Origin of the sequence: Ascidiaceihabitans sp. (genome assembly GCF_039986515.1) — a bacterium.
Classification (GTDB): Bacteria; Pseudomonadota; Alphaproteobacteria; order Rhodobacterales; family Rhodobacteraceae; genus Ascidiaceihabitans.
This window is the reverse complement of sequence record NZ_JBDWQO010000007.1, coordinates 1,035,057-1,060,093: the sequence shown is the minus strand read 5'-3', so window position 1 is coordinate 1,060,093 and position 25,037 is coordinate 1,035,057. Positions and strand designations below refer to the sequence as shown.

The following is a 25,037-nucleotide window of genomic DNA, read 5'->3' as shown; positions in this document are numbered from 1 at the left end:
TGTGACGCGTGGTGGGTTACTGCAGCGCGTTGGGGAGAAACAAAGCGATGCCTGGGAAGGCGATCAGCAGGAAGGCCATGGCCAGCATGGTCAGGCAATAGGGCAGCGCCCCCAACATCACCTCGTTCAGGCTGCCCGATTTTCGCGCGCCCTGCACCACATAAAGGTTTAGACCAACAGGTGGGGTGATCAGCGCCATTTCAATAAGCACGATCATCAGGATGCCAAACCAGATCACATCATAGCCTTGGGCAATCACCAGCGGCACGATGATGGGAATGGTCACAACCATCAGCGACAGGGTTTCGATGAAAAAGCCCAAAACGATGTAAAGAACAACCACCACAAGGATGGTTTTCAGCGGCGTCAGCCCAAGGCCAGTCATAAAGGCTGTCAATTCGCGGCCCAGACCGGCAGAGGCCAGTGTGAAGTTCAAAAAGGATGCTCCGATGACGATCAGCATGATCATGGACGTGATCTTGACCGTGCCTGTCAGGCTTTGGGTCAGCATCGTCCACGACACCCCACCAAAGGCCAGCGCAATGACAAAGGCCCCTGCGACGCCAACAGCTGCGGCTTCTGTCGGGGTGGCCCAGCCTGCGTAGATGGACCCTACGATCAGGCCGAACAGGATCAGGATCGGGATCAGGTCAATCAAGGCCCGCAGCATCTTGGGGAAGGGAAATGTGCGGCGCACGCCCCCCAGATCGGGGCGGATCACGCAGATAAAGACGGTGACGGCCATGAACGCCAAAGCCAGCGCAAGCCCCGGGATCAGCCCTGCCAGAAACAACTGCGGAATAGAGGATTGCGTGAGGAAGCCGTAAACAATCAGATTGATCGACGGCGGGATCATGATCCCCAGCGTGCCCCCTGCTGCGATGGCACCGGAAAACAGCTTGGGGTCATAGCCCAGCTTTTCAGCCTGCGGCATGGCCACGGTTGCGACTGTTGCGGCGGTGGCCACCGAAGACCCCGAGGTGGCGGAAAACATCGTGGCGGTGGCTACGTTGGCGTGGACCAGCCCGCCCGGCAGCCAAGACACCCAACGATCAAGGGCGGCGTATGTGCGGGTGGCGACACCGCTGCGCACCAGAATCTCGCCCAGAAGCACAAAGAACGGGATGGCGATCAGGGTTGCGGAGTTGGACGAGGACCAGACCATATTGCCCAGCCCGCGTGTCAGCGGGAAACTGGAAAAGAACGTGTCGATGCCAAAGCCCAACAAGAACAAAACGATGCCAACGGGAATGGACAAGGCCAGCAGGCCCAAAAGGCCGATGGAAACATAGCCGATCATTGCAATGTCTCCACTTCGGCAAAGGCGCCCACAATGCTTTCGGTGTCGGCATAGCGGCGTTTGACGATGAGGCTTAGGGCGGCCAGCGTCGTCAGGGTCGAGACCACGGCGAACCACACCCAGCCTGCGAACCACGGCATCTGTACCCAAGCCAGCGGCGTTTCCAGCGGCGTGTTAGCGCGCGACCCGTTGGTCAGGGACCGTTCCAACACGGGCCAGGCTTTGATGGCGATGGTGATGACCACAGCCGACGTCACGATCATGGAAAACAGATCGAACATGGCCCGCGTAAAGCTGCCGCCGCGGCTGCGCATGAGATCGATGCGCACGTGGCCCAGCTCTAACAGGGTGTAGGCCATGCCCCAAGAGGTCGCGAGGGCCATGGCGTAGCCCGCGATTTCCTCGGTGCCGCCAAGGGACGTGCCGATCCGGCGCATGATGATGTCGGTCAGCACGAAGGCCGCACAGGCCAGCAGGCCAAAGCCCACCGCCAATGCCACCACGCGGTTCAGCTGCCGTAGCTTATGTATCATCGTCATTTCCATGATCTGCACACCCTCTGATTGTTGTGGCTTAGTTGATGGTCACGCCCACGGTTTTGCCCACGCTGTCGTTCCAGCGTTGCGCCCAATCGCCGCCTGCGCGTTCGGCCCAATCGGGCAGGACTTCGCTGGTTAGGATGTCACGGGCACGGGCAAAATCGGCGTCACTGACATCCACAAGCGTCATGGACCGCGCATCCCCCGACGGGCAGTCGCCGTTGCCGGTGAGGCAAGCGATGTCATTGACCAATGCGTCTTGGGCGCTGTCCCATGCCGGCGTCTCGAAGCCGCTTTCGATCTGGCCCATGATCAAGCTTTGGGTGTCTGCATCAAGGCTGTTCCATTTGTCCATGTTCATGGCCGTCACCACAGAATCCCAGCCCCCCAGTGGAATAGGCAACAGGTGCGTGGACACTTCCCACCACCCGGCGCTGTAGCCTGATCCGGCCCCTGTCACCGCGCAATCCACAACGCCGTTTTGCAATGCGCCCGGCACCTCGGAGAAGGACACGTTCACGCCTTCGGCTCCAAGGGCTTCCAGCAGCTTGGCTGTCATACGGCCTGACGCGCGGATTTTCAGCCCCTCGAGGTCGTCCAGATTTGCGATCTCGTGGTTGCAGAACACAACCTGCGGCGGGTAGGGGGCGATGGCCAGCACCTGCGCGTTGAAGCGGTCGCGGTAGATGTCGGACACCATCGGGCGGGCAGCGTCCACCATGGCACGCGCGTCATCTGCGCTAAGTGCCAAAAGCGGCACATCCAGCCCTTCCAATTCCGGCGCATCCGCCACGGCGTAATCTGCCACGGTCATCGCCACATCATAGACGCCCTGACCCAGAAGCGGGTAGATGTCGCCCAGACCAAGGCTCATCTGGTTGTGGGTGGTCAGTTCAACCGTCAGCGCACCGTTGGAGGCTGCGGGCAGGGTTTCCCCCCAGAACGGGGCTTCGTATTGTTTGTGTAAGGGCAGGCTGGACCAGCTGCCTACAACGGATAGGTTTTCGGCCATGGCAGGGGCGGCAAGGGCTGTGCTTGCGGCCAGAAAGGCAAAAGTTCTTTTCATTGTGGGGTCTCCTTGTTGGGGTATTTTGGTTTGTTTTTGGTTTGGGTTCAGTCGTGGTTCAGAATGGTGGTTTCGGCGTCTTCGGCCACGTCAGCGATCAGCATGTGGCCGGGGGAATGGGTGATGCACACAGGCAGGCCCGCATCCAAAAGTACATTTTGCGGGGTGACACCGCAGGCCCAGAACACCGGTATTTCGCCATCCTTGATGTCCACGGCGTCGCCCCAATCGGGCTGGCCAAGGTCTGTGATCCCAATGGCGTGCGGGTCGCCGATGGCGATCGGAGCGCCATGGGCTTGGGGGAACTTTGCGCTGATGTCGCGGGCTTGGTCGATTTGGGCCAAGGGAATGGGCCGCATGGTCACAACCATCTGCCCGCCAAAAGGGCCTGCGGGCGACAATGCGATAGAAGACCGGAACATCGGCACATTCTTGGCGTCCTCGATGTGGCGCACAGGGATGTTGTGCCGCAACAGCGCATTTTCAAAGGTGAAGGAACACCCCAAAGCCACCGTGACCAGATCGTCGGCCCAGACGTGGCTGATGTCTGTCACCTCATCGCTAAGTGTTCCGTCGCGGAACACGCGGTACTTGGGCACATCGGTGCGGATGTCGATGTCTGCGCCCAGCGTGGGCAACATCGGATTGCCCGTGTCGCCGACGCCGACCAAAGGGCAGGGTTTGGGATTGCGCTGGCAGAACCGCAAGAAGTCCAAGGCATAGCGTTCGGGCAGAATGGCAAGGTTGCATTGCAGCTTGCCCGCCGCCAGACCTGCTGTGTGGCCGGAATAAGCGCCAGTGCGAATGGCGGCCCGCACGTCATGGGCCGTGGCGGAAACCAGATCTGAATAAGACACGAGCGGCGATGACATGATGGCGATCCTTGTGATGCCTTTCAAACATCACATGAGGCCGAAGTTTCGTGCAAATTATCATTTTTGATATATTGCGATAACTATTTTGGATGGGTCGCATCCCAGCTCTGCGCAACGCTGCACGCGATTTTCGCACTGTTTTCAACAAGAAAGCTGCGAGGTTCCGACAGGTAAGACGCGGTGAAGGCCAAGGGCTGCGGCTGATAACCGGGATCAAATTCCACGATTTGCCCCGCCTCTAAAAGTGCGTTGGCCAAGGCGCGGGGGTATGGCCCCACAGCGATTCCCGCTGCAATCATCTTCAAACTGGCCGACAAAGACGCTGATGCATAAACCCGCAACTTTGGTCCCACCCGCCGCGACAGTTCCGACATCAATTCGCGGTAGGGGCGCGTTTTGCTTGAATAAGAAATCACCGGAATTTTGCTTAAATCCGTCTCGGGGTTAGAGGTGCTGCGATACCAATGCAGATCAAAAGGCGGCAGGCCCACGTTTTCGACTGAAAACTCCGACACCGGCCCCATCAAAAGTGCCAGATCAAGGCGGCGTTCCAAAAGGGCAGCCCGCAGGTTGATCGAGATGTCCACCGTCAGATCCACGTTGACCCTTGGATAGTGTTCGCTGAACGCTTTCAGGAAATCAGGCAGCCAGGCTTGGGCAATGGTCTCGGAGGCGCCCACGCGGAACAGCCCTTCTACTTCGGACGGGTTGGCCACGCGTTGTTTGATCTCTTCTTCCACAAACAGCATTTGTTCCGCGTAGGACAAAAGCAACGTGCCTTGCTTGGTCAACACTAATTCGCCGGGGCCGCGTTCAAACAGGGGCACGCGCAATTCTGCCTCAAGGTTGGAAATGCGTGTGGACACCGCAGGTTGCGACAGGTGCAAGCGTTCTGCCGCTTTGCGAAAGCCACCCAAGCGGGCGACCCATAGGAAAGTCCGGATTTGATCAAATGTCATGAGGTATCCATAGAATGGATCACATCACCTGCATATCCATAATGAAAACAAAACTAACCCGCGCGAAATGTCTTTTGCCGTTCCTTGATGCGTTCACTTGCGGCTTCTGTTGCGTCGTGGAAAGATCCAAACAGCTTGTCCCAAGATATTTCCAAAGACCCGTAGTTACATTCAAAATAGCGGCGATGCATTTGGTGGTGGAAGGTGCCAAAGTTCAGACGGTTTTGTCTTTGACCACTCGTTCCTCAAATCCGGTATGCGTTGTGGCTGTAGTCAGCGCATCACATTGCAGATGAAACAGGATATAGATGGGGTGTGCGGCCACAAGATAATGCACCAGCACAGACCCCAGAAAGAACACATGTTCCACAGGGTGCATCGACATCCCCTACCAAGGGCCCACATTGATGGTTCGATGTTTCGATGGCTTGGAACGGCCTTGTGACGTTGCGCCATAGGGCAAGGCTTGCGTTGTTTTCGGGCGGCCTCGGGGTAAGCTAAACGGCAACAAGGGGGGCACTGCAATGAACACTTTCGAGACGGATTATCTGGTTGTCGGGGCAGGGGCCACGGCCCTTAGCTTTGTCGATAGCCTATTGGATCAAACCGACGCGCATATCACCATCGTGGACAAGCGCGACACACCCGGCGGCCATTGGAACGATGCCTATCCCTTTGTGCGTTTGCACCAGCCGTCATCCTACTACGGCGTGGCTTCGACCCCCATGGGACAAGAGCGCATCGACACAGTGGGCTTGAATGCGGGTTTTGAGGAATTGGCGTCGGGCCCGGAAATCCTGTCGTACTTCCATGCCATCATGCGCGATCGCTTTTTGCCGTCTGGTCGGGTGCGCTTTTTGCCGCTGACGGAGTATCTGGAAGATGGTGCGCTGCGGCATGTTCTGACGGACGCACGCACGCAGATCACATACAAGCGTTTGGTCGATGCGCGGATTTGTGAAAACGGCATTCCGCTGACGCATGTGCGCAAGTTCGATGTGGAAGACGGGGTGGTCTGTATTCCGCCCAACGATGTGCCGCGCCGCGCCAAAGACCATCGACATTTCACAATCCTCGGGGCTGGAAAAACCGCGATGGATACGGCCGTTTGGTTGCTTGGTCATGGTGTGGATGCAGGACAAATCCGCTGGGTCATGCCGCGCGACCCTTGGGTGATCAACCGCGCATTTTCGCAACCCTCCGGCGCGTTCTACAAACACGTCATGGAAGGAACCGCGCAACAAATGGCCGCAGCCCGTGACGCAAAGACCATAGATGAATTGGCGCTGGGCATGGAAACTGCAGGGCTTTGGATGCGATTTGATCCCGATGTGATGCCGCAAATCATGCATGGGCCAACGTTGTCACAAGCAGAATTTGAATTGCTGCGCGGCATCAAGGATATCGTGCGCTTGGGTCATGTGACGGCAATCGAGCCGGGGAAAATGACATTGAAAGGTGGCGTTTTGGATGCACCGGACAGCCTGTATGTGGATTGCACTGCGCGGGCTTTGGGCCACACTAATACGTGGCCCATCTTTACCGAAGAACGGATTGGCTTGCAGATGATCCGGCTGTTCCAGCCAATGTTTTCAGCGGCCTTGCTTGCGAAAATCGAATCCTTGCCTTTGGATAACAAAGCCAAAAATGCGCTGGCGGCCCCGGTGCCCATGACCGACGACGTCAAAAGCTGGTTGAGGTCGCAAATTGCGACATCTATGAACCAGTTTGCCTGGGGGCAGGTGCCAGAACTCAAAGAATGGATCACCCAAAGCCGACTGGACGGGTTCGGGCGACCATCACGGGAAGTGGACCGCAATGACCCGCAGGTGAAAGCGCTTTATGATCAAGTGCGTGCTGTGGCGATGCCTGCCTTTGTAAACATGCAGAAACTGGTGGCATCGGGCTAAGACGGCCCGCTTGCGGACCTTCCACGCAAATGCGCCCTTGCAAGCGGCCTTGATGGCACATAGAAGGGCGCAAATTTTCTGCACGCGCCCTTCGGGGTGCCTTAATCCTATGGAGTACACATGCAGGTCACCGAGACGCTGAACGAAGGTCTGAAACGCGGCTATGCCATCACCGTCACTGCGGCTGAATTGGACGCCAAAGTGAACGAAAAGCTGGTTGAAGCGCAGCCAGAAGTCGAAATGAAGGGCTTTCGCAAAGGCAAAGTCCCTATGGCTTTGCTGAAAAAGCAATTCGGCGAACGCGTTTTGGGCGAAGCGATGCAAGAAGCTGTCGACGGCGCAATGAACGAGCACTTCGAATCCACAGGCGACCGCCCTGCGATGCAGCCTGACGTCAAAATGACCAACGAAGACTGGAAAGCCGGCGACGACGTCAACGTCGAAATGGCGTATGAAAAGCTGCCAGAAATTCCAGAAGTCGACATGTCCGGCATCAAGCTGGAGAAAATGGTTGTCAAAGCGGATGACGACGCGGTTGCAGAAGCGCTGGGCAACTTGGCCGAGACAGCACAAGATTTCAAAGCCCGCAAGAAAGGCTCCAAAGCCAAAGACGGCGACCAGGTCACGTTTGACTTCTTGGGCAAAGTTGACGGCGAAGCCTTTGAAGGTGGTGCGGCCGAAGATTACCCGCTGGTTTTGGGCTCAGGTTCTTTCATTCCGGGCTTCGAAGAGCAATTGGTTGGCGTGAAAGCGGAAGAAGAAAAAGACGTAACAGTCTCTTTCCCTGACGACTATCAAGCAGAGCACTTGGCCGGCAAAGAGGCCGTGTTCGAATGCAAAATCAAAGAGGTCAAAGAACCTGTTGCTGCCGAAGTGAACGATGAATTGGCCACGAAATTCGGTGCCGAAGATCTCGACGGCCTGAAAGCACAAATCTCCGAGCGTCTGGAAGCAGAATATACCGGTGCGGCCCGCGCTGTTATGAAACGCGGTCTTCTGGATCAGCTGGACGGTTTGGTTAGCTTCGAACTGCCCCCGTCATTGGTTGACGCCGAAGCGGGCCAGATTGCGCACCAGCTTTGGCATGAAGACAACCCTGAAGTCGAAGGTCATGATCACCCCGAGATCGAAACCACCGACGAGCACAAGAAACTGGCCGAACGTCGCGTCCGTCTGGGTTTGTTGTTGGCTGAACTGGGCCAGAAAGCCGAAGTCACAGTGACAGACGCTGAAATGACCCAAGCGATCATGGCGCAGGCGCGTCAGTATCCGGGTCAGGAACGTCAGTTCTTTGAATTCATTCAGCAAAACCAGCAGATGCAGCAGCAATTGCGCGCACCTTTGTTTGAAGACAAAGTTGTCGATCACATTGTTGAAAGCGCGACTGTGACCGAAAAAGAAGTGTCCAAAGAAGACCTTCAAAAAGCAGTGGAATCTCTTGAAGAAGAGTAAGCATCGCTGCGATATGATAGCAAAAGCCGCTCCTGTTTGGGGGCGGCTTTTTTCGTTCTGGAGGCCTAATGAAACTGGTAGATGTTTTATCCCGGATTGACGCTGTGCCGTTGCGCAATGGGCGTCGTGTCATTGCGATTGCGGGCGCACCGGCAAGCGGCAAGTCAACGCTGGCGGCGCAACTGGCCGCGCACCGGGAAGATGCGTTTGTTGTGCCGATGGATGGGTTTCATAAGGACAATGCAAATTTGCGGGCTGCTGGCCTTTTGGATCGCAAAGGAGCGCCGGAGACATTCGATGCGGAAGGGTTTGTGGCGTTTGCCAGGGGCCTGCGCAAGCCTTGTGACCTCCGGTATCCGACTTTTGACCGCGCGACAGACAGTGTGGTTATCAATGGTGGTGTTTTGCCTCGCGATGCACGGACAGTTTTAGTGGAAGGTAATTATCTTTTGCTAGATGCGTTGCCATGGTCCGATCTGTCGGATTTTTGGGACTTTACGCTTCTATTGGACGTTCCTATTGATGTATTGGCAACCCGTCTGGTTACGCGGTGGCGTAATTATGGATTTGATCCGGATGCGGCGCGAACGCGCGCAATGCAAAACGACATTCCGAACGCGCGTCTGGTCCGAAGCTCAAGTGTGCAGGCAAATCTTACTGTGGCAGGCACGGAATTTTAAGAAAATTCCGGACCGGATTATTTCAAATAATCCGGCCCGCTGCGGCGTATCAAGCTGCCAGTTCATCCGCCATTTCATGATTGCGGTCACGGTGGCCTGCTTCATCAGCACGAACCACCAAGATTACATCCCGCAACCGCGCATCGGGTTCTAGCTTCCAATACTCAATCGCCAACTCGGGTGCGGGAACGTTTTCGACGCGCCCCGCATCCAGTTCTTCCAAATATTGCGTGTAGCTGATGACGGCTTCTTCTTCGAGATAGGCGACAACGCGGTGCGCAACCCGCGGTGCAAAGAGGTACAGCAAGAAATACAGGTTGAAGAACACACCTTGGCCCAAAAGGATCAAAAGGCGTTCCATTTTGCTGGGTTCCGCGATTTTGATGAATGTCATCAAATGCATGCGCTCATTTTCTGCTTCGTCCAACAGCTCGCGGATCCAGCCCTGATCATCACGAATACGGCGGATCGCTTTCAGGTGCTGCAACATACCACCCACCATTCCCGGCACGGCTGCCACAGTTTCCAGAACAACCGCACGGTGCCCATACCGTTTCGCAAAAAAACGGTCTGCAAAGATGCGCATGGTCTTCACGACACGCAACGCAATGCGGTCGCGCAAATCTTTGGGTTCGGTGTGATGGACAAGCGCATCTTCGTCGCGGCTGATCTCTGGATCGTCCAGTTTCGGGTCTTGGGTTGGATTGGTATTTGTGGTGTCGAGCATTGTACCCTCCTATTTCAGTAAGGATTTATGCTGTGCTGCGGAATGGGCAAGATATTGCGTCAATTTGCCCATTCCGATTTGCCCATTCCGATTTGGCTGTGGATGTCGGCCTACAGCTGGATGCGGAACCGCGCAAAGCCGTCGGGCCCGTCCCCGGCAGGGGCCAGATCTACACCTTTAACTTCGTCAACGTACTGCAATGCATTTGGTCCGGTGTCGAACAAGACCGTTGCACCCTCCAAAGCTTTGAAACGCCAATTGGCATCTGCCTTTGGACTGATTGTGCCTTGTTCCACGATGTAGCGCACAATTACGTCGCGGTTGGTGTCGGGCCCTTCGAATATGATTGTGTCACCCAAAGCACCGGGGAACGCACCGCCGCCCGATGCCCGGTAATTGTTTGTCGCAATGACAAACCTTTGTTCGGGATCAATGGGTTGTCCGTCAAACATCAAGTTGATGATCCGGTTTGCATTTGCATCAACCAACACGCCTTTGGCATCAAATTTTGACGGTTGGGACAAGTCGATTTCATAGCTGACGCCGTCGATGACATCAAAATTGTAGGACGGGAAACTTGGGTTCAGCAAAATCTGCTCGGCTTTGCCGGGTTCCACCATATTGAACATCCCCGCAGAGCGTTCTAGCCAATCCTTGACCTGTGCCCCGGTGACCAGAACAGCGCGTGCCGTGTTGGGGTAGAGATACAAGTCAGACACGTTTTTGATAGCCACATCGCCCTTTGGCACATCTGTGTAGTATTCCGGCCCGCCGCGTCCACCCGCTTTGAAGGGAGCAGCCGCAGACAAAATAGGCAGATTTTCGTACTTCGTGCCTTTCAGCATCTCGCCAATGTACCAGGTCTGCGCAATCGACACGATTTGCACCGACGGGTCATCCGCGACCAATGCGAAATAACTGTGCAACGGCGCATCCGTTTTGCCAACGGCACGGCGCACATAGGCCAGTGTTGCATCGTGTTCCTCTTGCACGGCAGCCAGAACGCTGGCGTCGCTCTCGACCAAAGCTGTTATCGAACGGTCCTCGTTGCGTTTGGAAATGGGGCGGGCCTCGGACGCGGATCCGGCGATGCGCCACCTGCTGCCATCGCGTTCCAGCATAAGGTCGATCAACCCTAGGTGGCTGCCCCAGAACCCGCCCATGGTGGCCGGCTTGCCGTGAATGGTGCCTTTGTCGGCATCGACAGCCGCGTAGTCTTTGTACGTGGCGGAGGGGAACACGAGGTGGCTGTGCCCTGTCAGGATCGCGTCGATCCCGTCAACGGCAGCCAATGGAACCGATGCGTTTTCCATACCATCGCTTTCTTGTGCCGACCCGATCCCCGAATGCGACAGCGCGATGATAATATCAGCCCCCCGTTCCTTCATTTCCGGCACGTAGGCGCGGGCGGTTTGTAAAATGTCGCGGGTTTGCACGCGGCCTTCAAGATGGCGGCGATCCCAGTTCATGATTTGTGGTGGGACAAATCCGATAAGACCTATTTTCAACATATGGGTCTGCCCGGAACCGTCGGTGATCTGCTTATCCATCAACACATAGGGCTTGATCAATGTGGTGTCATTTGTCGGTGTGCTGCCCATTTCTTTGACCACATTGGCACTGACCACCGGAAAATCCGCGCCGGCTAAAGATTTCATCAAGAAATCAAGCCCGTAGTTGAATTCATGGTTGCCCAATGTCGATGCGTCAAAGCCGAGTGTGTTCATGGCTGTGATAACAGGATGTGTGTCTCCGTCTTTCATGCCACGCTCATAAGCGATGTAGTCGCCCATGGGATTACCCTGCAGAAAGTCTCCGTTGTCCAACAGAAGTGTGTTGGTGGCTTCTGCGCGTATGTCGTTGATGATTGACGCAGTGCGGGCCAAGCCGACAGTGTCGCGGGGCTTGTCGGCATAGTAGTCGTAGGGGAACACATGCACATGCAAATCCGTGGTCTCCATAAGACGCAAATGGGCCTGGTTGGATGCCGCATGCACCGAAAACGGATGTATGGCCAACACACTGGCAGAACTTGCGATGAAAGACCGGCGGGTTATTTGAAGAGGCATCGGACATCCTTTGGGTTGATTGAGGCAAGGCACAGCCAACGTACACCGCGTTTGTAACGCAGGCGTGTCGATTGCGCGTATAACGGGAAGGGTGCCAGCCCGATTGCCACGCCGTCAAGCGGGTTCTTGCGCATCGGTTGCTTGCAGCTTGGTGCGGTTTGGGTAAGCTGCAAGAAAAAGAGCAAAAGAAATGGATTGGGCAATGGGCATTACACGACGGAATTTCACCGCGGGCTTGGTTGGCTTCGGGCTTGTGGGTTGCACAACAGGTGGGGGCGGTGTGGCAGCACCCGCACGCGCCAGCGGGTTGCCAGCCGATTTGCGCCCAAGCTTCAACGCAGGCTATGACACTTGGGTCGCCAATTTCAAAAAACGCGCAAGTGGAAGCGGTATCTCGGATGCGACCCTGCGCGCGGGGTTTCGCGGGGCTGGATATCTGTCTGGCGTGGTGAAACGTGACCGCAACCAAGTGGAATTCAAGCGGACCCTGGAAGACTATCTTTCCATTGCGGCCTCTGATGAACGGGTTGCAAAAGGCCGCGCTGCATTTGCGCGGCACCGTGCGACGTTGAATGCATTGGAAAGCCAATACGGTGTAGACGCAGAGATTATTTGCGCCATCTGGGGGCTTGAAAGCTTCTTTGGAGAGCGGCGCGGGGACGTGCCTGTCATTTCCGCAACATCCACTTTGGCATACGATGGACGCCGCGGGGCTTTCTTTGAAAAGCAATTGGTGGCTGCGTTGAAGATTATCCAAAATGGCGACATCCCAGCGTCCAAGATGACAGGCAGCTGGGCCGGGGCGATGGGCCACACACAATTTATTCCCACATCTTATCAGGCCTTTGCGGTGGATTTCACAGGCGATGGGCGGCGCGACATCTGGTCCGAGGATCCAACAGACGCTTTGGCATCAACCGCTGCCTACTTAAAACGCAATGGCTGGACGCGTGGCACGCGATGGGGCGGAGAGCTGGGCAATGGTGCGCCTGCCGGATCGACGTTGCAGCCACAAAAGGGTGGGCCGAAGTTTTCCGTCACATCCAATTTCCGTGTCATCAAACGCTACAACAACTCGGACAGCTATGCGATCGGAGTGGGCCATTTGGCGGACAGGATCGGCGGGGCAGGGCCGCTAAAGGGCAAGTTCCCGCCAGATGCCAACGGATTGACCAAAGACGACCGCGTGGCCTTGCAGCGCAAGCTGACAGCAAAGGGCTTTGATACAGGCGGTGCTGACGGCGTTTTAGGGCCCAAAAGCAAAGCGGCCATCAGTGCCTATCAAAAGGCGCGTGGACTGCCGGTGACAGGAGAACCTTCTGTAGCTTTGTTGCGATCCCTTTAAAGCGTTTCAAGTTTAGCGGGAATCTTCTATGGCGCAATCTGCGCCTTCTCGCGAAGGGGGAAACGGTGAAAACGTGATTCAGGTTTAACGCGAAACGCTATCAGCGCCATCGCAGTGCGGCACGTTTAGAAATACTTTGCGATCAGTGCGTCGATGGTGCTATCGGCGCCTATGGTCATGAATTGCATATACTGCTCATAGATTTGCGCGACCCAAGTGTGGCTTTCTTCGCGTTCCTTTGTGCGGAACAGGGCAGGGATCATAGCGTTTGAGTGTTCGGAGACGTTATGGAGCACGCGTTTGAAGGGAAAAACTCTACGGAAAGGTCGCGATCCAGCCGCTTGGCTGCTGTTGTGACGATTTCGATGGCCATGCCGGGGCTGTCAGGGGAGTTTTTGAATACAAGCGGGGGGTAGTGCGCAGCAAAGGCCCGATCCTGTGCAGGGACAGTGATTTGCGCTTCTACCAGGGGCGCTACGGTCAGTAAACCAATGGTGAACAAAACCAAAGCCGCGCTGAACCGCGCTTTCGTATTCTGAAAAAAAACTGATTTCGCGCACTTTTGTTTCCTTGATGGCACGTGGTTTCATCACGCCAACGATGGAGATTGTTAACACAGTCTACTTTCAGGCCAATTTGTATTTTGTAGGATATGTGGCGCATAGAAGCTCAAAACAATATGTGCTGCGGCCTTTCGCGCCCCCCAACACACGGTGCCAAATGTAAAAAGACCGCAGCGTGAACTGCGGTCCTTTTAAGATCGTTGGCCTGCCCGAAGGCGTGGGCGTTTGGCTTAGCTTGCAGGTGCTTCTTCGGACCCTTCGTCGTCGCCCGCAGGGGCCACGCCAGCGGATTCCGCCAGATCATCGTCGTCTGCCGCAGCAGCGCCGATGTCTTCGAACAGTTCCTGAATTTCAAACTCTGCAGCGGCTTCTTCTTCAGCGGCCAGTTCCTGAATGGATTTGCCAGACGCTTGAAGTTCTGCTTCTTCGGTTGAACGTGCGACGTTCAATTCGATTGTTGCAGTGACTTCGGGGTGAAGAACAACGGACACGTCATGTACGCCCAGGTATTTGATCGGTGCGATCAGAACAACCTGTTTGCGGTGCACTGTGAAGCCTTCTTCGGTTGCAGCTTCAGCGGCGTCACGTGTTGTGACCGATCCGTAAAGTGCGCCCGCGTCGGAAGCAGAGCGAATCACGATGAACTGCTGCCCGTCGAGTTTGCCTGCCAATGCTTCGGCTTCTTGTTTGGTTTCGAGGTTCTGCGCTTCAAGCTGAACTTTGCGGGCCTCAAAGTCTGCGATGTTCTGCTTGGATGCAGACAAGGCTTTTTTCTGAGGCAGCAAATAGTTGCGTGCGTAGCCTGCTTTGACGTCGACGACGTCGCCCATTTGACCAAGCTTGGCCACACGTTCCAGAAGGATAACTTGCATGTCAGGTTCTCCTTATTTCACGGCATAGGGCAGCAGGGCGAGGAAGCGGGCGCGTTTGATGGCACGGGCCAGTTCACGCTGCTTTTTCGCAGATACTGCGGTGATACGGGAAGGCACGATCTTGCCACGCTCAGAGATGTAGCGTTGCAGAAGGCGAGTGTCTTTGTAGTCGATCGCTGGTGCGTTGTCGCCAGAGAACGGGCAGACTTTGCGGCGACGGAAAAATGGTTTTGCAGCCATGGGTTACGTCCTTTTCCTAAAGCGTGGGGATCAACGGCGTTCGCGGCGTTCGCCACGGTCGCTGCGCTCATCGCGTTTTTGCATTTGCACGGATGGCAGCTCTTTGTGAGCGTCCACTTTGATGGTCAGCACGCGCATCACATCGTCATGCAAGCGCATCAGGCGCTCCATTTCCTGCACGGCGGATGCCGGTGCATCGGACAGCAAAAAGGCGTAGTGCCCTTTGCGGTTTTTGTTGATTTTGTAGGCCATCGTTTTGACGCCCCAGTATTCGGATCCGGTCATGGACCCGCCGTTGTCGGACAATACTGTACCAAAATGTTCGATCAGGCCTTCGGCTTGTGTGTTGGACAAGTCCTGGCGTGCGATCATGACATGCTCATATAGCGGCATGTGTGCTCCACTTATATCAAGGCGCATTTCAAAGTCGGACCCTATTTTCCTTTGCGGGGCCAACACGAGAGGCTGCGCGGTTCAAGAAACGTTGCAAAGGAAGTGTGCCGTATACACTGTTTTTATTGTGGCGCAAGGCGGCGCGTGGCGGGGGAAGATCATTTTCGATCCGACCGCAATGGCCCTGCCTTTGCATTGCCCATGCTCTGCCCCATTCTTGTCGTTTTGTTAACCATAAATATGCCCTAACGGCAGAACGCCATTGGGAGAAAACAGATGACAGCCACAACAGATTTCATCACAGATACAGCCACCGCACCGGTTGCGGCGCCACAATCCGCGCCGGCACAAACCCTTGACGGCAGCCGCTTGATGGTACGCGGCAGCCAAAGCCTTTTGGGTGCTGCGTTGATGTTGTCTGCAGCGGGCCTTTGGATTGCACCGGGGTCTGATTGGTCGGCCGATTTGTTGTTGATCAAGCTGGTGATCTCTTTGGTGATCGGATTTAGCGGTCTGGCGTTGTTGCAGCAGGGCAAGACCCCGCGTGCCCCTGAAGTTGAAATTGATACGGTACGCCGCGAAGTACGCCTTGTGCGCCGCACTTTGCACGGCGACGAACTGGTGTCGCGCACCAAATTCGAAAACCTTAACCGCGCTGAAATGAATGGCGCCCATATGATTTTGTGGGGCGCGCAGGATGAAATGCTGGCGGAAGTTGCGATGACAGATCCAGGCGTTCGCCGATCTTTGGTGTCCGGCCTGTCAGCGGTAGGCAAGCTGTAAGGGCCTGAAACCGGTGCTCCAATTGTAGTAACACCTCAAGGCCGTGCTTTATGCGCGGCTTTGGCTGTTCATATCCGCGCACGACATGTTGATCGCTGCGGGATTGCCGTTTGCGTGATTTGCTACACATGTAACGGGCACACACTTTACTTTGGAGGTTCCCTTATGAAATCGCTTCTTCTTGCCGCTGCTCTTACAACTGCCGCAGGCGTCGCCGCCGCTGCCGACAAATACGTGCTGGACGCAAGTCACAGCCAAGTCATCTTCGATTACAATCACCTTGGTTTTTCGACAACTTACGGCATGTTTTCCGGTTTTGAGGGCGAAATCATGTTTGACGCCGACAATGCTGCCAATTCATCCGTCAACGTCGCGATGCCCGTCATGAGCATGTTCACCGGCTGGGAAAAGCGCGAAGGCCACTTCCTGTCCGCCGACTTTTTTGGCGCATCTGAAGGCGATATGATCACCTTCAATTCAACGGCTATCGAAATCACAGGCGAGAACACAGCGTTGATCACCGGTGATTTGACCATGAACGACGTCACAAAGTCTGTCGTTCTGGATGCCGTTTTGAACAAGACCGGCACACATCCAATGGCCAACAAAGACTGGGCCGGTTTCGACGCGACTGTGACGTTGACGCGGTCCGACTTTGGTTTGGGCGCTTTCGCACCTGCCGTCAGTGATGATGTGAACGTGCGCATTTCGATTGAAGCGATGAAGGCAGGCTAAATCGCCCGACCCATCCAATCTAAATAATAAGGCCGCCTGGGAAATTCAGGCGGCCTTTTTTGTGTCTGTCGCATTTCGGGTAGGGGCCGGTTGCAATGGCCAGCGATCCAATTGTCGCGCTGACGCGCGGCGAGATGTTTTTCAGATCGCCCTTTTCAGGACGATCTGGTGGCCCCTCCGGGGAGGAGGTTTATTTGGCAAGGTGAACGGGGGTCAGTTTTGCCGTGCTGTCAGTTCCACCTTAACCTTGACGTTGAACAACAAGCTGCTTTCGTCGGCCATGTTGTCCCCTATGCTGAAGTCCTGTCGGTTCAATTCGATTTGTCCGTTCACTGTTGCCAAACCGTCGTCGATTGACAGGTTGAATGGCAATTCGATCGGCACCGTTTTGTCCCGTATTGTCAACGTGCCCGTTGCCAGATGTCCATCTACGATGCGTTCCAGGTTTGCTTGGAAAATCGCAGTCGGAAACGTCGTTGCATCAAAAAAGTCGGGTCCCATGGCCTGATCTGTTACAGATCCCAACGTTAGTGATGGAACAGCGATTGTCACCGTTGTGGTTCCTTTGGCGGTGGCAGGGTCGTAATCGATGTCTGCTGTCCAATCTGCAAAGCTCCCCTCAACCACATTGCCGAACTGCGTGATTTCAATTGCAACTGTGCCGGTTTCCACGGTCCAGTCGGATATGACCTCTTCCAGAGCCACTTGCGCAATTGCATCCCCGTGTTTGGCAAAGACACCGATGCTGGATCCGATGGCAATGGCGATCCCCCATGCCGCCAAAGCTGTGACAAAAGGCAGGCCGTGTTTGTGTGTGCCAGTTGCATTCGGGGTGTGTGTTGTCCCAAACCACATCCGTTTTAACGTCGCGTCCTTGTCCACAAAGTGGTGCTTTAAAGCCCCCGCGACATGCAAGATCAACGAGACCGCAAGCACCCTTTCAAACACGATATGCAGCCCTGCAAAGAGCGCCGCGGTGTCTTCGGATTTCGCAACCAATGGCAAGTTTTGCCCAAACGGCCACCAGATTGGCGCGAACCCCGTTGTAGACGCATGGTGTATCCATCCCGACAGCGGCACCAACAAAAGCGAGCCATAGAGCAGCCAATGCACGGTTTCCGCCAGCCAGCTTTCGGCTTTGCGGTCGGGATGCAATCCGGCGGGTTTGGTTTGTGTCACGGCCCAAGCGATCCGCGCCAAAGCCACAAAAAACACTGTGACCCCGAGTGTTTTATGCAAAGAAAAAAGCCATGCCTTTTGCGCAAGCTGCTCTGACGTTTCATATGGAAGTTTATTGGCAATAATGCCCAAGGGGATCAGCGTTAGGATCAGTAAAGCTGTCAGCCAGTGGAACGTTTTGGTGACACTTCCGTAGTGATGGGCTGAATTTGTCCGCGACATCTGGCGATCCTTTGTGTTGCTTGCATTGTGTAACACCTCAGATGTAGCTGTTATTCATCTAAACGTAAGTCGCATTTGTGCACAGGCTCTGAGCAGGGTTGCCCAGCGTGCCTCTTTGTGGCTACACCCCTTTCAACACCATGATGGGGATTTTTACATGACAACCGCATTTGTATTTCCGGGCCAAGGGGCGCAAACCATTGGCATGGGGAAGGATCTGGCAGAGGCCTATCCTGCGGCCAGAGCTGTCTTTCAGGAAGTTGACGATGCACTTGGTGAAAATCTGTCGCAGCTTATTTGGGACGGTGATCAGGACACGTTGACTTTGACCCAAAACGCGCAACCCGCTTTGATGGCAACGTCTTTGGCGGCCATGCGTGCGTTGGAGGCTGAAGGTGTGACTTTGGAACGGGCCGCTTTTGTTGCGGGCCATTCGCTGGGTGAGTATTCAGCGTTGGCTGCTGCAGGTGCGATTTCAGTGGCCGACACGGCGCGACTTTTGCGCACGCGCGGTCAAGCGATGCAGCAGGCCGTTCCGGTCGGTGTGGGCGCTATGGCCGCTTTGCTGGGGCTGGACTTTGAAGCAGCCACTGCCGTGGCATCGGAGGCCGCAGGCGATGAGGTGTGTCAGGCCGCCAACGACAATGATCCGGGGCAGGTGGTGATTTCTGGTCACAAGGCGGCTGTTGAACGCGCCATCGAGATTGCAAAGACCAAAGGGGCAAAGCGTGCAGTTCTGCTGCCAGTGTCTGCCCCGTTCCACTGCGCTTTGATGGAACCTGCGGCCCGTGTCATGGAAGCAGCCTTGGCCGAGGTCGCTGTGTCTGATCCAGCCGTGCCTTTGGTGGCGAACGTGCAAGCACAGGCTGTGACATCGGCAGATGCCATTCGCGGGCTGTTGGTGGAACAGGTCACAGGATCCGTGCGCTGGCGTGAAAGCGTCGCTTGGATGGGCGCACAAGGCGTTACAGAAATATGGGAAATCGGCGCAGGCAAAGCCTTGTCTGGCATGATCCGCCGCATCGACCGCAGTATTGCAACCCGCGCCATCGGCACAGCCGCTGATGTTGTTGCGGCCAAGGAGGTTTGAGAATGTTTGATCTAACAGGAAAAAATGCGCTTGTGACGGGCGCATCCGGTGGCATTGGCGCAGATATTGCGCGACAGCTGCATGGGGCGGGGGCCACCGTTGGACTGTCTGGCACGCGGGTAGAACCGCTGGAGACACTGGCGGTTGAGTTGGGCGAACGTGCCCATGTTTTGCCTTGCAACCTAAGCGATATGGCCGCAGTTGACGCGTTGCCCAAGCAAGCCGCAGAGGCCATGGGGTCGGTTGATATTTTGGTCAACAACGCCGGCATCACGCGCGATAACTTGTTTATGCGCATGTCTGACGACGAATGGTCCAGCGTTTTGGCTGTGAACCTGACCGCTACGATGAAGCTGTGCAAAGGTGTGATGCGTGGCATGATGAAAGCCCGCTGGGGCCGTATTGTGAACATTTCATCCATTGTGGGTGCCACCGGAAACCCCGGCCAAGCCAATTATGCGGCCTCTAAGGCGGGTATGGTCGGCATGACCAAGTCACTGGCATATGAGGTCGCAAGTCGGGGAATCACGGTAAATGCTGTGGCACCGGGCTTTATTGCGACAGCGATGACCGACAAGCTGACGGATGACCAGAAGGCCGGTATTCTTGGGCAAATCCCCGCCGGTCGCATGGGGGATCCCGCCGAAATTGCCAGTGCTGTCATGTACTTGGCCAGCCCCGAGGCAGGTTATATCACGGGTACGACCTTGCACGTGAACGGTGGCATGGCCATGTTGTAGGCCGTGACGCCAAATCATTTGCCATATGCGTGGACTATGCTATAGGCGGCGCAGAATTGACCTTGAGGCACAAGCCGAAGGGTCGGCCTTTCCAAGTGGATGGGCCTGAACCGTCCCACACTTGGGGCAAGAGGGTTCCCGAACTTGGGGCCAACACCTACAGGGTCACTTCCGACCCTTAAGATGAGGAATATTGAGATGAGCGACATCGCAGACCGCGTGAAAAAGATCGTTGTAGAGCACTTGGGCGTAGAAGAATCCAAAGTTGTTGAAGGCGCGTCCTTCATCGACGATCTGGGCGCAGACAGCCTGGACACAGTTGAGCTGGTTATGGCGTTCGAAGAAGAGTTCGGCATCGAAATCCCAGACGACGCAGCAGAAACAATCCAAAGCTTCGGCGACGCGGTTGGTTTCATCACGAAAGCGTCCTGATCCCAACCGGATCCGGCCCTGACATTCTAAACGGCGTCCCTTTTGTTGGGGCGCCGTTTTTTGTTTTGTACCGCTGTTTCGCGCTATTTTTTCGCGCGGTGGACAGACGTACTTAGGTGGACCTGCAAAAATGTATGACCCAAAAGGCAACGGCAAAGAAAAATCCATAGACGCGGTGCAGTTCACTGAACTGGAACCGCCAGAGCATCTGCGCGGCATCGTGCACCGTTTTTTGGAATTGAACACCGACGGCCTTTTGAATGAAGATTACCGGTTTCACGCGCTGCCCGATGCCTGCACCTACATTGTGTTTGACCAATTGGACAAGCGCGTCGCGGGCGTGTCCAAGCTGCGTGCAGAATCAGAAGAATTCAATCTGGGCCGCCAGTTCCATTTTGTGAACATTCGCTTTTTGCCCGGTGTCTGGCAGCCCAGTCTGGATCAAGTGGCCTATGGTATGGTCGAAGACGCCTACACCGGCGCCTTGCCTTTGCTTGAGGTGAACGAAGCCCTTACCGGGGGGGCGTTGCAGGCCCACATCCCCCACCTAAGCGCTTTGGTGGACGGCCTTGTCCGGGATGGCATCGTGAAGCGCAATCTGGTGACGGAAAAGATTTTTCAGCATCTGGATAATCTGCACAACGTGGCTGATATGGCAGACGCCGCAAACCTGTCGCCGCGACAACTGCAGCGCACACTCAAACGCACTACAGGCTTTTCACCGCATGATTTCCTGAAAGTGCTGCGGCTCCAGATGTCATTGAATGGCAATGACACGTGGTCTTATGCGGATCAGTCCCATTTCATCCATTCATTTCGCCGCGCCACCGGATACACACCCGGAAAATACGCAAAAAAATATGATGTCTGAAATCTACAATACGGGCAGGCAAGGGGCGCGTATCAAAGTCTCATAACGACAGATCAAGGAGACGGTTATGAGCAAAATGAACGCAGTTGGATGGTTCGATATTTACGTGAACGACCTGGAGCGTGCCACCGCATTTTATGAAGCTGTTCTGGACACCAAGCTGGAACAGATGGGCGACCCCACCGGCGAAAGCCAAATGATGAGCTTTCCCGCCGATATGGCCGCATACGGAGCTGGAGGCGCATTGACCAAAGCCCCACACGCCGAACCCGGTGTGGGCGGCACAATCGTGTACTTCTCGGTTGAAGATTGCGCCATCAACGAAGCCCGTGTTGTTGAGGCTGGTGGTGTTGTGGCCCGGTCCAAATTTTCCATCGGCGATTTTGGTTGGATTGTTCTGATCATGGACACCGAAGGCAACATGTTCGGTTTGAATTCGTTGACATAAGTTTGTTCACCAGTGAACCGGTAAAGAGTGCGGGCAGTCCATTTTTATGATTTGCATGTGCAAAAACATGCTGATCCCGCCCGTCTTGCCCAATGCCGTGTTGCATCATGCCTGCGTTCGGGTTTCAGTGATCCAAAAACAGGCAGATCATGATTTCACGCGCTATCCCGACCATAAATACATCCCGTCTTACCCTGCGTGCCCTTGGTCCGCAGGATTTTTCGCGGTTTGCCGAAATCTGGACTATGCAGGATGTTGTGCGCTACATCGGTGGAGCGTCACGCAGCAAAGCCGCATCTTGGGGCGCATTTTTGCGAAATGCAGGCCAATGGCAAATCACCGGTTTTGGTCAATGGGGCATTGAAGAACGCGGAACAAAGCGTTTGATCGGGCAGGTGGGGTTCTTTCACGGGTGCCGTGAATTGGGCGAAGATTTTGACGTGGGCCCAGAGGCAGGCTGGATTTTGACCCCTGATGTGCATGGCCAAGGATACGGAATGGAAGCCACAAGTGCGGCCCACGAATGGTTTGACCGTGTCATTACAGGTCCGTTGGTGTGCCAGTTGGCGCCTGAAAACCAAGCCTCGGCACAGCTTTCGGCCCATTTGGGCTATGCGCCGCTGCGTTTGACCACGTTTGAAGGTCATCCTTCGCAGTTGATGATCCGCCAGAAGCCTCCACAACCCAAATGAGCCCACTTGAACAGGAGGCCATCCACTTGATATGGGGGGGCATTGAATACGTGAGGGGCATAGGATGCGTAGAGTAGTTGTAACGGGCTTGGGCCTGGTCACACCGTTGGCGGATGGCGTCGAAGCAAGCTGGAGCCGCATTCTGGACGGCCAGTCCGGTGCAGGCCCGATTACCGGCTTTGACACGGAAGGCTTGGCCACAACATACGCCTGCGAAGTGCCTTTGGGCGACGGCAGCGACGGCACATTCAACGCCGACACGTACATGGCCCCCAAAGAACAGCGCAAAGTCGATACGTTCATCCGCTTTGGTCTGGCCGCGGCACAGCAGGCTGTCGAGGACGCAGGCTGGACCCCCGAAGACAATGAGAGCCGCGAGCGCACGGGCGTTTTGATCGGCTCTGGAATTGGTGGTTTGAATTCCATCGCCAACACCGCTGTCATGATGGAAGAAAAAGGCCCACGCCGTGTCAGCCCGTTCTTTGTACCGGGCGCTTTGATCAACCTGATTTCCGGTCAGGTGTCGATCAAATACGGCTTCAAGGGCCCCAACCATTCGGTTGTTACAGCCTGCTCCACAGGTGCGCATGCCATTGGTGATGCGTCCCGTCTGATCATGTTTGGTGATGCGGATGTCATGGTCGCCGGTGGTGCCGAAGCTGCAATTTGCAAAATCGGCATTGCGGGTTTCAACGCCTGCAAGGCCCTTAGCACCAAAGGCGCGGATGATCCCAAGACCGCATCACGTCCCTACGACGCCGATCGCGACGGCTTTGTCATGGGGGAAGGCGCAGGCATCGTTGTGCTGGAAGAATATGAGCACGCAAAAGCCCGTGGCGCGAAGATTTATGCCGAAGTTTTGGGCTATGGCCTGTCCGGTGACGCCTATCACATCACTGCCCCATCTGAGAATGGCGAAGGCGGTGAGCGGTCCATGCGTGCCGCGTTGCGCAATGCGGGTCTGGAACCCAAAGATGTCGATTACATCAACGCCCACGGCACGTCTACGATGGCGGATACCATCGAATTGGGTGCGGTTGAGCGTATGATGGGCGATCATGCGTCCAAGGTCACGATGTCATCTACCAAATCCGCTACAGGGCACCTTCTGGGTGCGGCTGGCGCGATTGAGGGTATTTTCTCGATCCTGGCCATTCGCGATCAGGTTTGCCCGCCAACCATCAACCTTGATAACCCCGCCGTTGAGACAAAGATCGATTTGGCGCCCAACAAGAAGGTTGAGCGCGAAGTCAAAGTGGCTTTGTCCAATTCCTTTGGCTTTGGTGGTACAAACGCTTCCGTATTGTTTGGGAAAGTTGACTGATGTGGCGACATATCGCGTCTAATGGCGTGACCTTTTTGATTGTGGCTTTGTTTATGCTTGGGGGGATCATCCTTTGGGGCAAGCAAAGCTATCAGGCGGCAGGCCCGCTGTCGGAGGCGATATGTGTGCAGGTGGACCGTGGGTCCAACATGCGCCGCGTCAGCAAAAACCTGGAAGAGCAGGGCGCTGTCAGCAGCGGCACATTGTTTCGTGTGGGCGCGGATTATTCCGACAAATCGTCCCAATTGAAAGCGGGCAGTTATCTGGTTGAACCGGGCGCTTCCATGCAAGAGATCGTGGATGTGGTCACACGCGGTGGTGCCAGCACCTGCGGCACGGAAATCGTGTACCGCATTGGCGTGAACCGCCTGAGCATTCAAGTCCGTGAGCTGGACCCATCCGACAACCGTTACGTTGAAAAAGTCCAGTTCAATCCCGCTGTGGACGAAATCCCTGCGCTGTACACGGAAACAAAAGCGGATTCCGACATCCGCTTTCGCATCGCGTTTGCGGAAGGTGTCACAAGCTGGCAGGTTGTTGATAGCCTCAAGGGAATGGATGTTCTGAAGGGTGAGGTGCCAGAGGTGCCCTCTGAGGGGGCTTTGGCCCCTGACAGCTACGAGGTGAAGCCCGGCGACAACCGTTTGGCGGTTTTGACCCGGATGGAGCAGGCCCAAAAGAAACGCATCGCGGATGCATGGGCTGCGCGTCAGGACGATGTACCTTTGAAAAACCCCGAAGAGCTGCTTGTCCTTGCGTCGATCATCGAAAAAGAAACCGGTGTCGCACGCGAACGCGGTCAGGTGGCAAGTGTCTTCGTCAACCGCCTGAACCAAGGCATGAAACTGCAAACGGACCCGACCGTGATTTATGGCATCACCAAAGGCGAAGGCGTTTTGGGCCGTGGTCTGCGCCGGTCCGAACTGCGTGCCGAAACCCCGTGGAACACCTATGTGATCCCCGCATTGCCGCCCACGCCTATCGCCAATCCGGGCCTTGCCAGCTTGATGGCTGCGGGCAATCCTGAAAACACCGACTACATATTCTTTGTGGCCGATGGGACCGGAGGCCATGCCTTTGCCGTCACCTTGGATGAGCACAACCGCAACGTCGCCAAGTGGCGTGTGATTGAGGCGGAGCGGGCAGCTGACAATTGATGGCGTGCTTGATGCGTTAAGCGGAAGTTAACTCAGCGTTCGCTTAACGCTTTGATATTGAACGCATTTACCTTGACTTTGCGAACGGTCAAATGTATAACTTGGTGCAAGCTAGAAGAAGTGGCTAAACGGCCGTCGGGGTGACCTGACTGCCGTTTTTTCGTTTCTCTCGTGGGGGTAAACTCTACGCATGAGAGGTGAATAACCAGACATGACCTTAATAACCCCTGACGTTGAAGTCGCGGAAATGCAGGAGCTTTTGACTTCTGTGACCGAGACTGTTCGCGCTTTACGGCGCGAGATTGAAGACCTGAACATACGGGTCAACGCAGGGGAGGAAGTGAACACGACCAAAATGAAGACCGCCGCGACCC

Annotated in this window: 27 protein-coding genes; 14 read left to right on the top strand and 13 right to left on the bottom strand. The window is 55.6% G+C overall.

The features are described 5' to 3' along the window. Positions 1-16: 16 nt before the first annotated feature. From ABJL60_RS07880 to ABJL60_RS07855, 6 genes are all read right to left on the bottom strand, one after another. On the bottom strand, positions 17-1,300 hold the full coding sequence (locus ABJL60_RS07880) for a TRAP transporter large permease (protein WP_348373766.1): 1,284 nt from the start codon (positions 1,298-1,300) through the stop codon (positions 17-19). Beyond that, a complete protein-coding gene (locus tag ABJL60_RS07875; protein ID WP_348373765.1) occupies positions 1,297-1,845 on the bottom strand; it encodes a TRAP transporter small permease in 549 nt (182 codons plus the stop codon). The genes ABJL60_RS07880 and ABJL60_RS07875 overlap by 4 nt, the downstream gene beginning before the upstream one ends. 28 nt (positions 1,846-1,873) lie before the next feature. After that, positions 1,874-2,905 carry a TRAP transporter substrate-binding protein gene (locus tag ABJL60_RS07870; protein WP_348373764.1) on the bottom strand — a complete coding sequence of 344 codons (1,032 nt, stop codon included), beginning with the start codon at positions 2,903-2,905 and terminating at the stop codon, positions 1,874-1,876. A gap of 47 nt (positions 2,906-2,952) precedes the next feature. Beyond that, positions 2,953-3,777: a putative hydro-lyase gene (locus ABJL60_RS07865; RefSeq protein WP_348285800.1), complete on the bottom strand. Its 825-nt coding sequence runs from the start codon at positions 3,775-3,777 to the stop codon at positions 2,953-2,955. Positions 3,778-3,860: 83 nt separating this feature from the next. Next, a complete protein-coding gene (locus tag ABJL60_RS07860) occupies positions 3,861-4,739 on the bottom strand; it encodes a LysR family transcriptional regulator (RefSeq protein ID WP_348285799.1) in 879 nt (292 codons plus the stop codon). Between the two features lie 214 nt (positions 4,740-4,953). Then, positions 4,954-5,118 carry a hypothetical protein gene (locus ABJL60_RS07855; RefSeq protein WP_348373763.1) on the bottom strand — a complete coding sequence of 55 codons (165 nt, stop codon included), beginning with the start codon at positions 5,116-5,118 and terminating at the stop codon, positions 4,954-4,956. Between the two features lie 145 nt (positions 5,119-5,263). Here ABJL60_RS07855 and ABJL60_RS07850 point away from each other — a divergent pair, with 145 nt between their 5' ends. The 3 genes from ABJL60_RS07850 (at position 5,264) to ABJL60_RS07840 (ending at position 8,781) form a co-directional block, all read left to right on the top strand. Beyond that, on the top strand, positions 5,264-6,649 hold the full coding sequence (locus ABJL60_RS07850; RefSeq protein WP_348373762.1) for an NAD(P)-binding protein: 1,386 nt from the start codon (positions 5,264-5,266) through the stop codon (positions 6,647-6,649). Positions 6,650-6,769: 120 nt separating this feature from the next. Beyond that, positions 6,770-8,101 carry a trigger factor gene (tig, locus tag ABJL60_RS07845; RefSeq protein ID WP_348285796.1) on the top strand — a complete coding sequence of 444 codons (1,332 nt, stop codon included), beginning with the start codon at positions 6,770-6,772 and terminating at the stop codon, positions 8,099-8,101. Positions 8,102-8,169: 68 nt separating this feature from the next. After that, positions 8,170-8,781 (top strand): phosphoribulokinase, encoded by a 612-nt coding sequence (locus ABJL60_RS07840; RefSeq protein WP_348373761.1) that lies wholly within the window; start codon positions 8,170-8,172, stop codon positions 8,779-8,781. Positions 8,782-8,830: 49 nt separating this feature from the next. Here ABJL60_RS07840 and ABJL60_RS07835 read toward each other — a convergent pair whose 3' ends face one another. Beyond that, complete coding sequence (locus ABJL60_RS07835) at positions 8,831-9,508, bottom strand: alternative oxidase (RefSeq protein WP_348285794.1); 678 nt, start codon at positions 9,506-9,508, stop codon at positions 8,831-8,833. A 110-nt stretch (positions 9,509-9,618) separates the two neighbouring features. Beyond that, the gene (locus tag ABJL60_RS07830) at positions 9,619-11,577 is read right to left on the bottom strand and encodes a bifunctional 2',3'-cyclic-nucleotide 2'-phosphodiesterase/3'-nucleotidase (protein ID WP_348373760.1); all 1,959 of its coding nucleotides are present in this window, start codon (positions 11,575-11,577) and stop codon (positions 9,619-9,621) included. Positions 11,578-11,779: 202 nt separating this feature from the next. Between ABJL60_RS07830 and ABJL60_RS07825 the strand changes: the two genes are divergently transcribed. After that, on the top strand, positions 11,780-12,922 hold the full coding sequence (locus ABJL60_RS07825) for a lytic murein transglycosylase (protein WP_348373759.1): 1,143 nt from the start codon (positions 11,780-11,782) through the stop codon (positions 12,920-12,922). Positions 12,923-13,047: 125 nt separating this feature from the next. Here ABJL60_RS07825 and ABJL60_RS07820 read toward each other — a convergent pair whose 3' ends face one another. The 4 genes from ABJL60_RS07820 to rpsF all read right to left on the bottom strand — a co-directional run bounded on the left by ABJL60_RS07820 (position 13,048) and on the right by rpsF (position 14,990). Continuing rightward, positions 13,048-13,185 carry a hypothetical protein gene (locus tag ABJL60_RS07820; protein WP_348373758.1) on the bottom strand — a complete coding sequence of 46 codons (138 nt, stop codon included), beginning with the start codon at positions 13,183-13,185 and terminating at the stop codon, positions 13,048-13,050. A 530-nt stretch (positions 13,186-13,715) separates the two neighbouring features. Further along, complete coding sequence (gene rplI, locus ABJL60_RS07815; protein WP_348373757.1) at positions 13,716-14,357, bottom strand: 50S ribosomal protein L9; 642 nt, start codon at positions 14,355-14,357, stop codon at positions 13,716-13,718. 12 nt (positions 14,358-14,369) lie between these two features. Then, a complete protein-coding gene (gene rpsR / locus ABJL60_RS07810; RefSeq protein ID WP_005852865.1) occupies positions 14,370-14,597 on the bottom strand; it encodes a 30S ribosomal protein S18 in 228 nt (75 codons plus the stop codon). A gap of 30 nt (positions 14,598-14,627) precedes the next feature. Further along, positions 14,628-14,990 (bottom strand): 30S ribosomal protein S6, encoded by a 363-nt coding sequence (gene rpsF, locus ABJL60_RS07805; RefSeq protein WP_348285789.1) that lies wholly within the window; start codon positions 14,988-14,990, stop codon positions 14,628-14,630. Positions 14,991-15,266: 276 nt separating this feature from the next. On the opposite strand from rpsF, the gene ABJL60_RS07800 reads away from it, so the two are divergent. Both ABJL60_RS07800 and ABJL60_RS07795 read left to right on the top strand, forming a co-directional pair. Next, a complete protein-coding gene (locus tag ABJL60_RS07800) occupies positions 15,267-15,773 on the top strand; it encodes a hypothetical protein (protein ID WP_348373756.1) in 507 nt (168 codons plus the stop codon). A 165-nt stretch (positions 15,774-15,938) separates the two neighbouring features. Next, positions 15,939-16,508 (top strand): YceI family protein, encoded by a 570-nt coding sequence (locus ABJL60_RS07795; RefSeq protein ID WP_348373755.1) that lies wholly within the window; start codon positions 15,939-15,941, stop codon positions 16,506-16,508. 213 nt (positions 16,509-16,721) lie between these two features. Here the strand turns inward: ABJL60_RS07795 and ABJL60_RS07790 are convergent, their stop codons facing one another. Continuing rightward, positions 16,722-17,909, bottom strand: a complete 1,188-nt coding sequence (locus ABJL60_RS07790) for a cytochrome b/b6 domain-containing protein (protein ID WP_348373754.1) — start codon at positions 17,907-17,909, stop codon at positions 16,722-16,724. Positions 17,910-18,066: 157 nt separating this feature from the next. Here ABJL60_RS07790 and fabD point away from each other — a divergent pair, with 157 nt between their 5' ends. The 8 genes from fabD (at position 18,067) to mltG (ending at position 24,663) form a co-directional block, all read left to right on the top strand. Continuing rightward, complete coding sequence (gene fabD, locus ABJL60_RS07785) at positions 18,067-18,999, top strand: ACP S-malonyltransferase (RefSeq protein WP_348373753.1); 933 nt, start codon at positions 18,067-18,069, stop codon at positions 18,997-18,999. A gap of 2 nt (positions 19,000-19,001) precedes the next feature. Next, positions 19,002-19,739 carry a 3-oxoacyl-[acyl-carrier-protein] reductase gene (fabG, locus tag ABJL60_RS07780; protein ID WP_348373752.1) on the top strand — a complete coding sequence of 246 codons (738 nt, stop codon included), beginning with the start codon at positions 19,002-19,004 and terminating at the stop codon, positions 19,737-19,739. Between the two features lie 198 nt (positions 19,740-19,937). Next, positions 19,938-20,171, top strand: a complete 234-nt coding sequence (locus tag ABJL60_RS07775) for an acyl carrier protein (protein WP_108828027.1) — start codon at positions 19,938-19,940, stop codon at positions 20,169-20,171. 130 nt (positions 20,172-20,301) lie between these two features. Next, entirely contained in the window at positions 20,302-21,042 is a 741-nt protein-coding gene (locus tag ABJL60_RS07770) for an AraC family transcriptional regulator (RefSeq protein ID WP_348373751.1), read from the top strand. A 67-nt stretch (positions 21,043-21,109) separates the two neighbouring features. Next, the gene (locus ABJL60_RS07765) at positions 21,110-21,490 is read left to right on the top strand and encodes a VOC family protein (RefSeq protein ID WP_348373750.1); all 381 of its coding nucleotides are present in this window, start codon (positions 21,110-21,112) and stop codon (positions 21,488-21,490) included. A 149-nt stretch (positions 21,491-21,639) separates the two neighbouring features. After that, positions 21,640-22,182, top strand: a complete 543-nt coding sequence (locus ABJL60_RS07760; protein ID WP_348285781.1) for a GNAT family N-acetyltransferase — start codon at positions 21,640-21,642, stop codon at positions 22,180-22,182. Positions 22,183-22,246: 64 nt separating this feature from the next. Further along, on the top strand, positions 22,247-23,506 hold the full coding sequence (fabF, locus tag ABJL60_RS07755; RefSeq protein ID WP_348285780.1) for a beta-ketoacyl-ACP synthase II: 1,260 nt from the start codon (positions 22,247-22,249) through the stop codon (positions 23,504-23,506). Then, positions 23,506-24,663, top strand: coding sequence for an endolytic transglycosylase MltG (gene mltG, locus ABJL60_RS07750; RefSeq protein WP_348285779.1), 1,158 nt, complete (start codon positions 23,506-23,508; stop codon positions 24,661-24,663). Before fabF ends, mltG begins: the two co-directional genes overlap by 1 nt. Positions 24,664-25,037 lie beyond the last annotated feature (374 nt).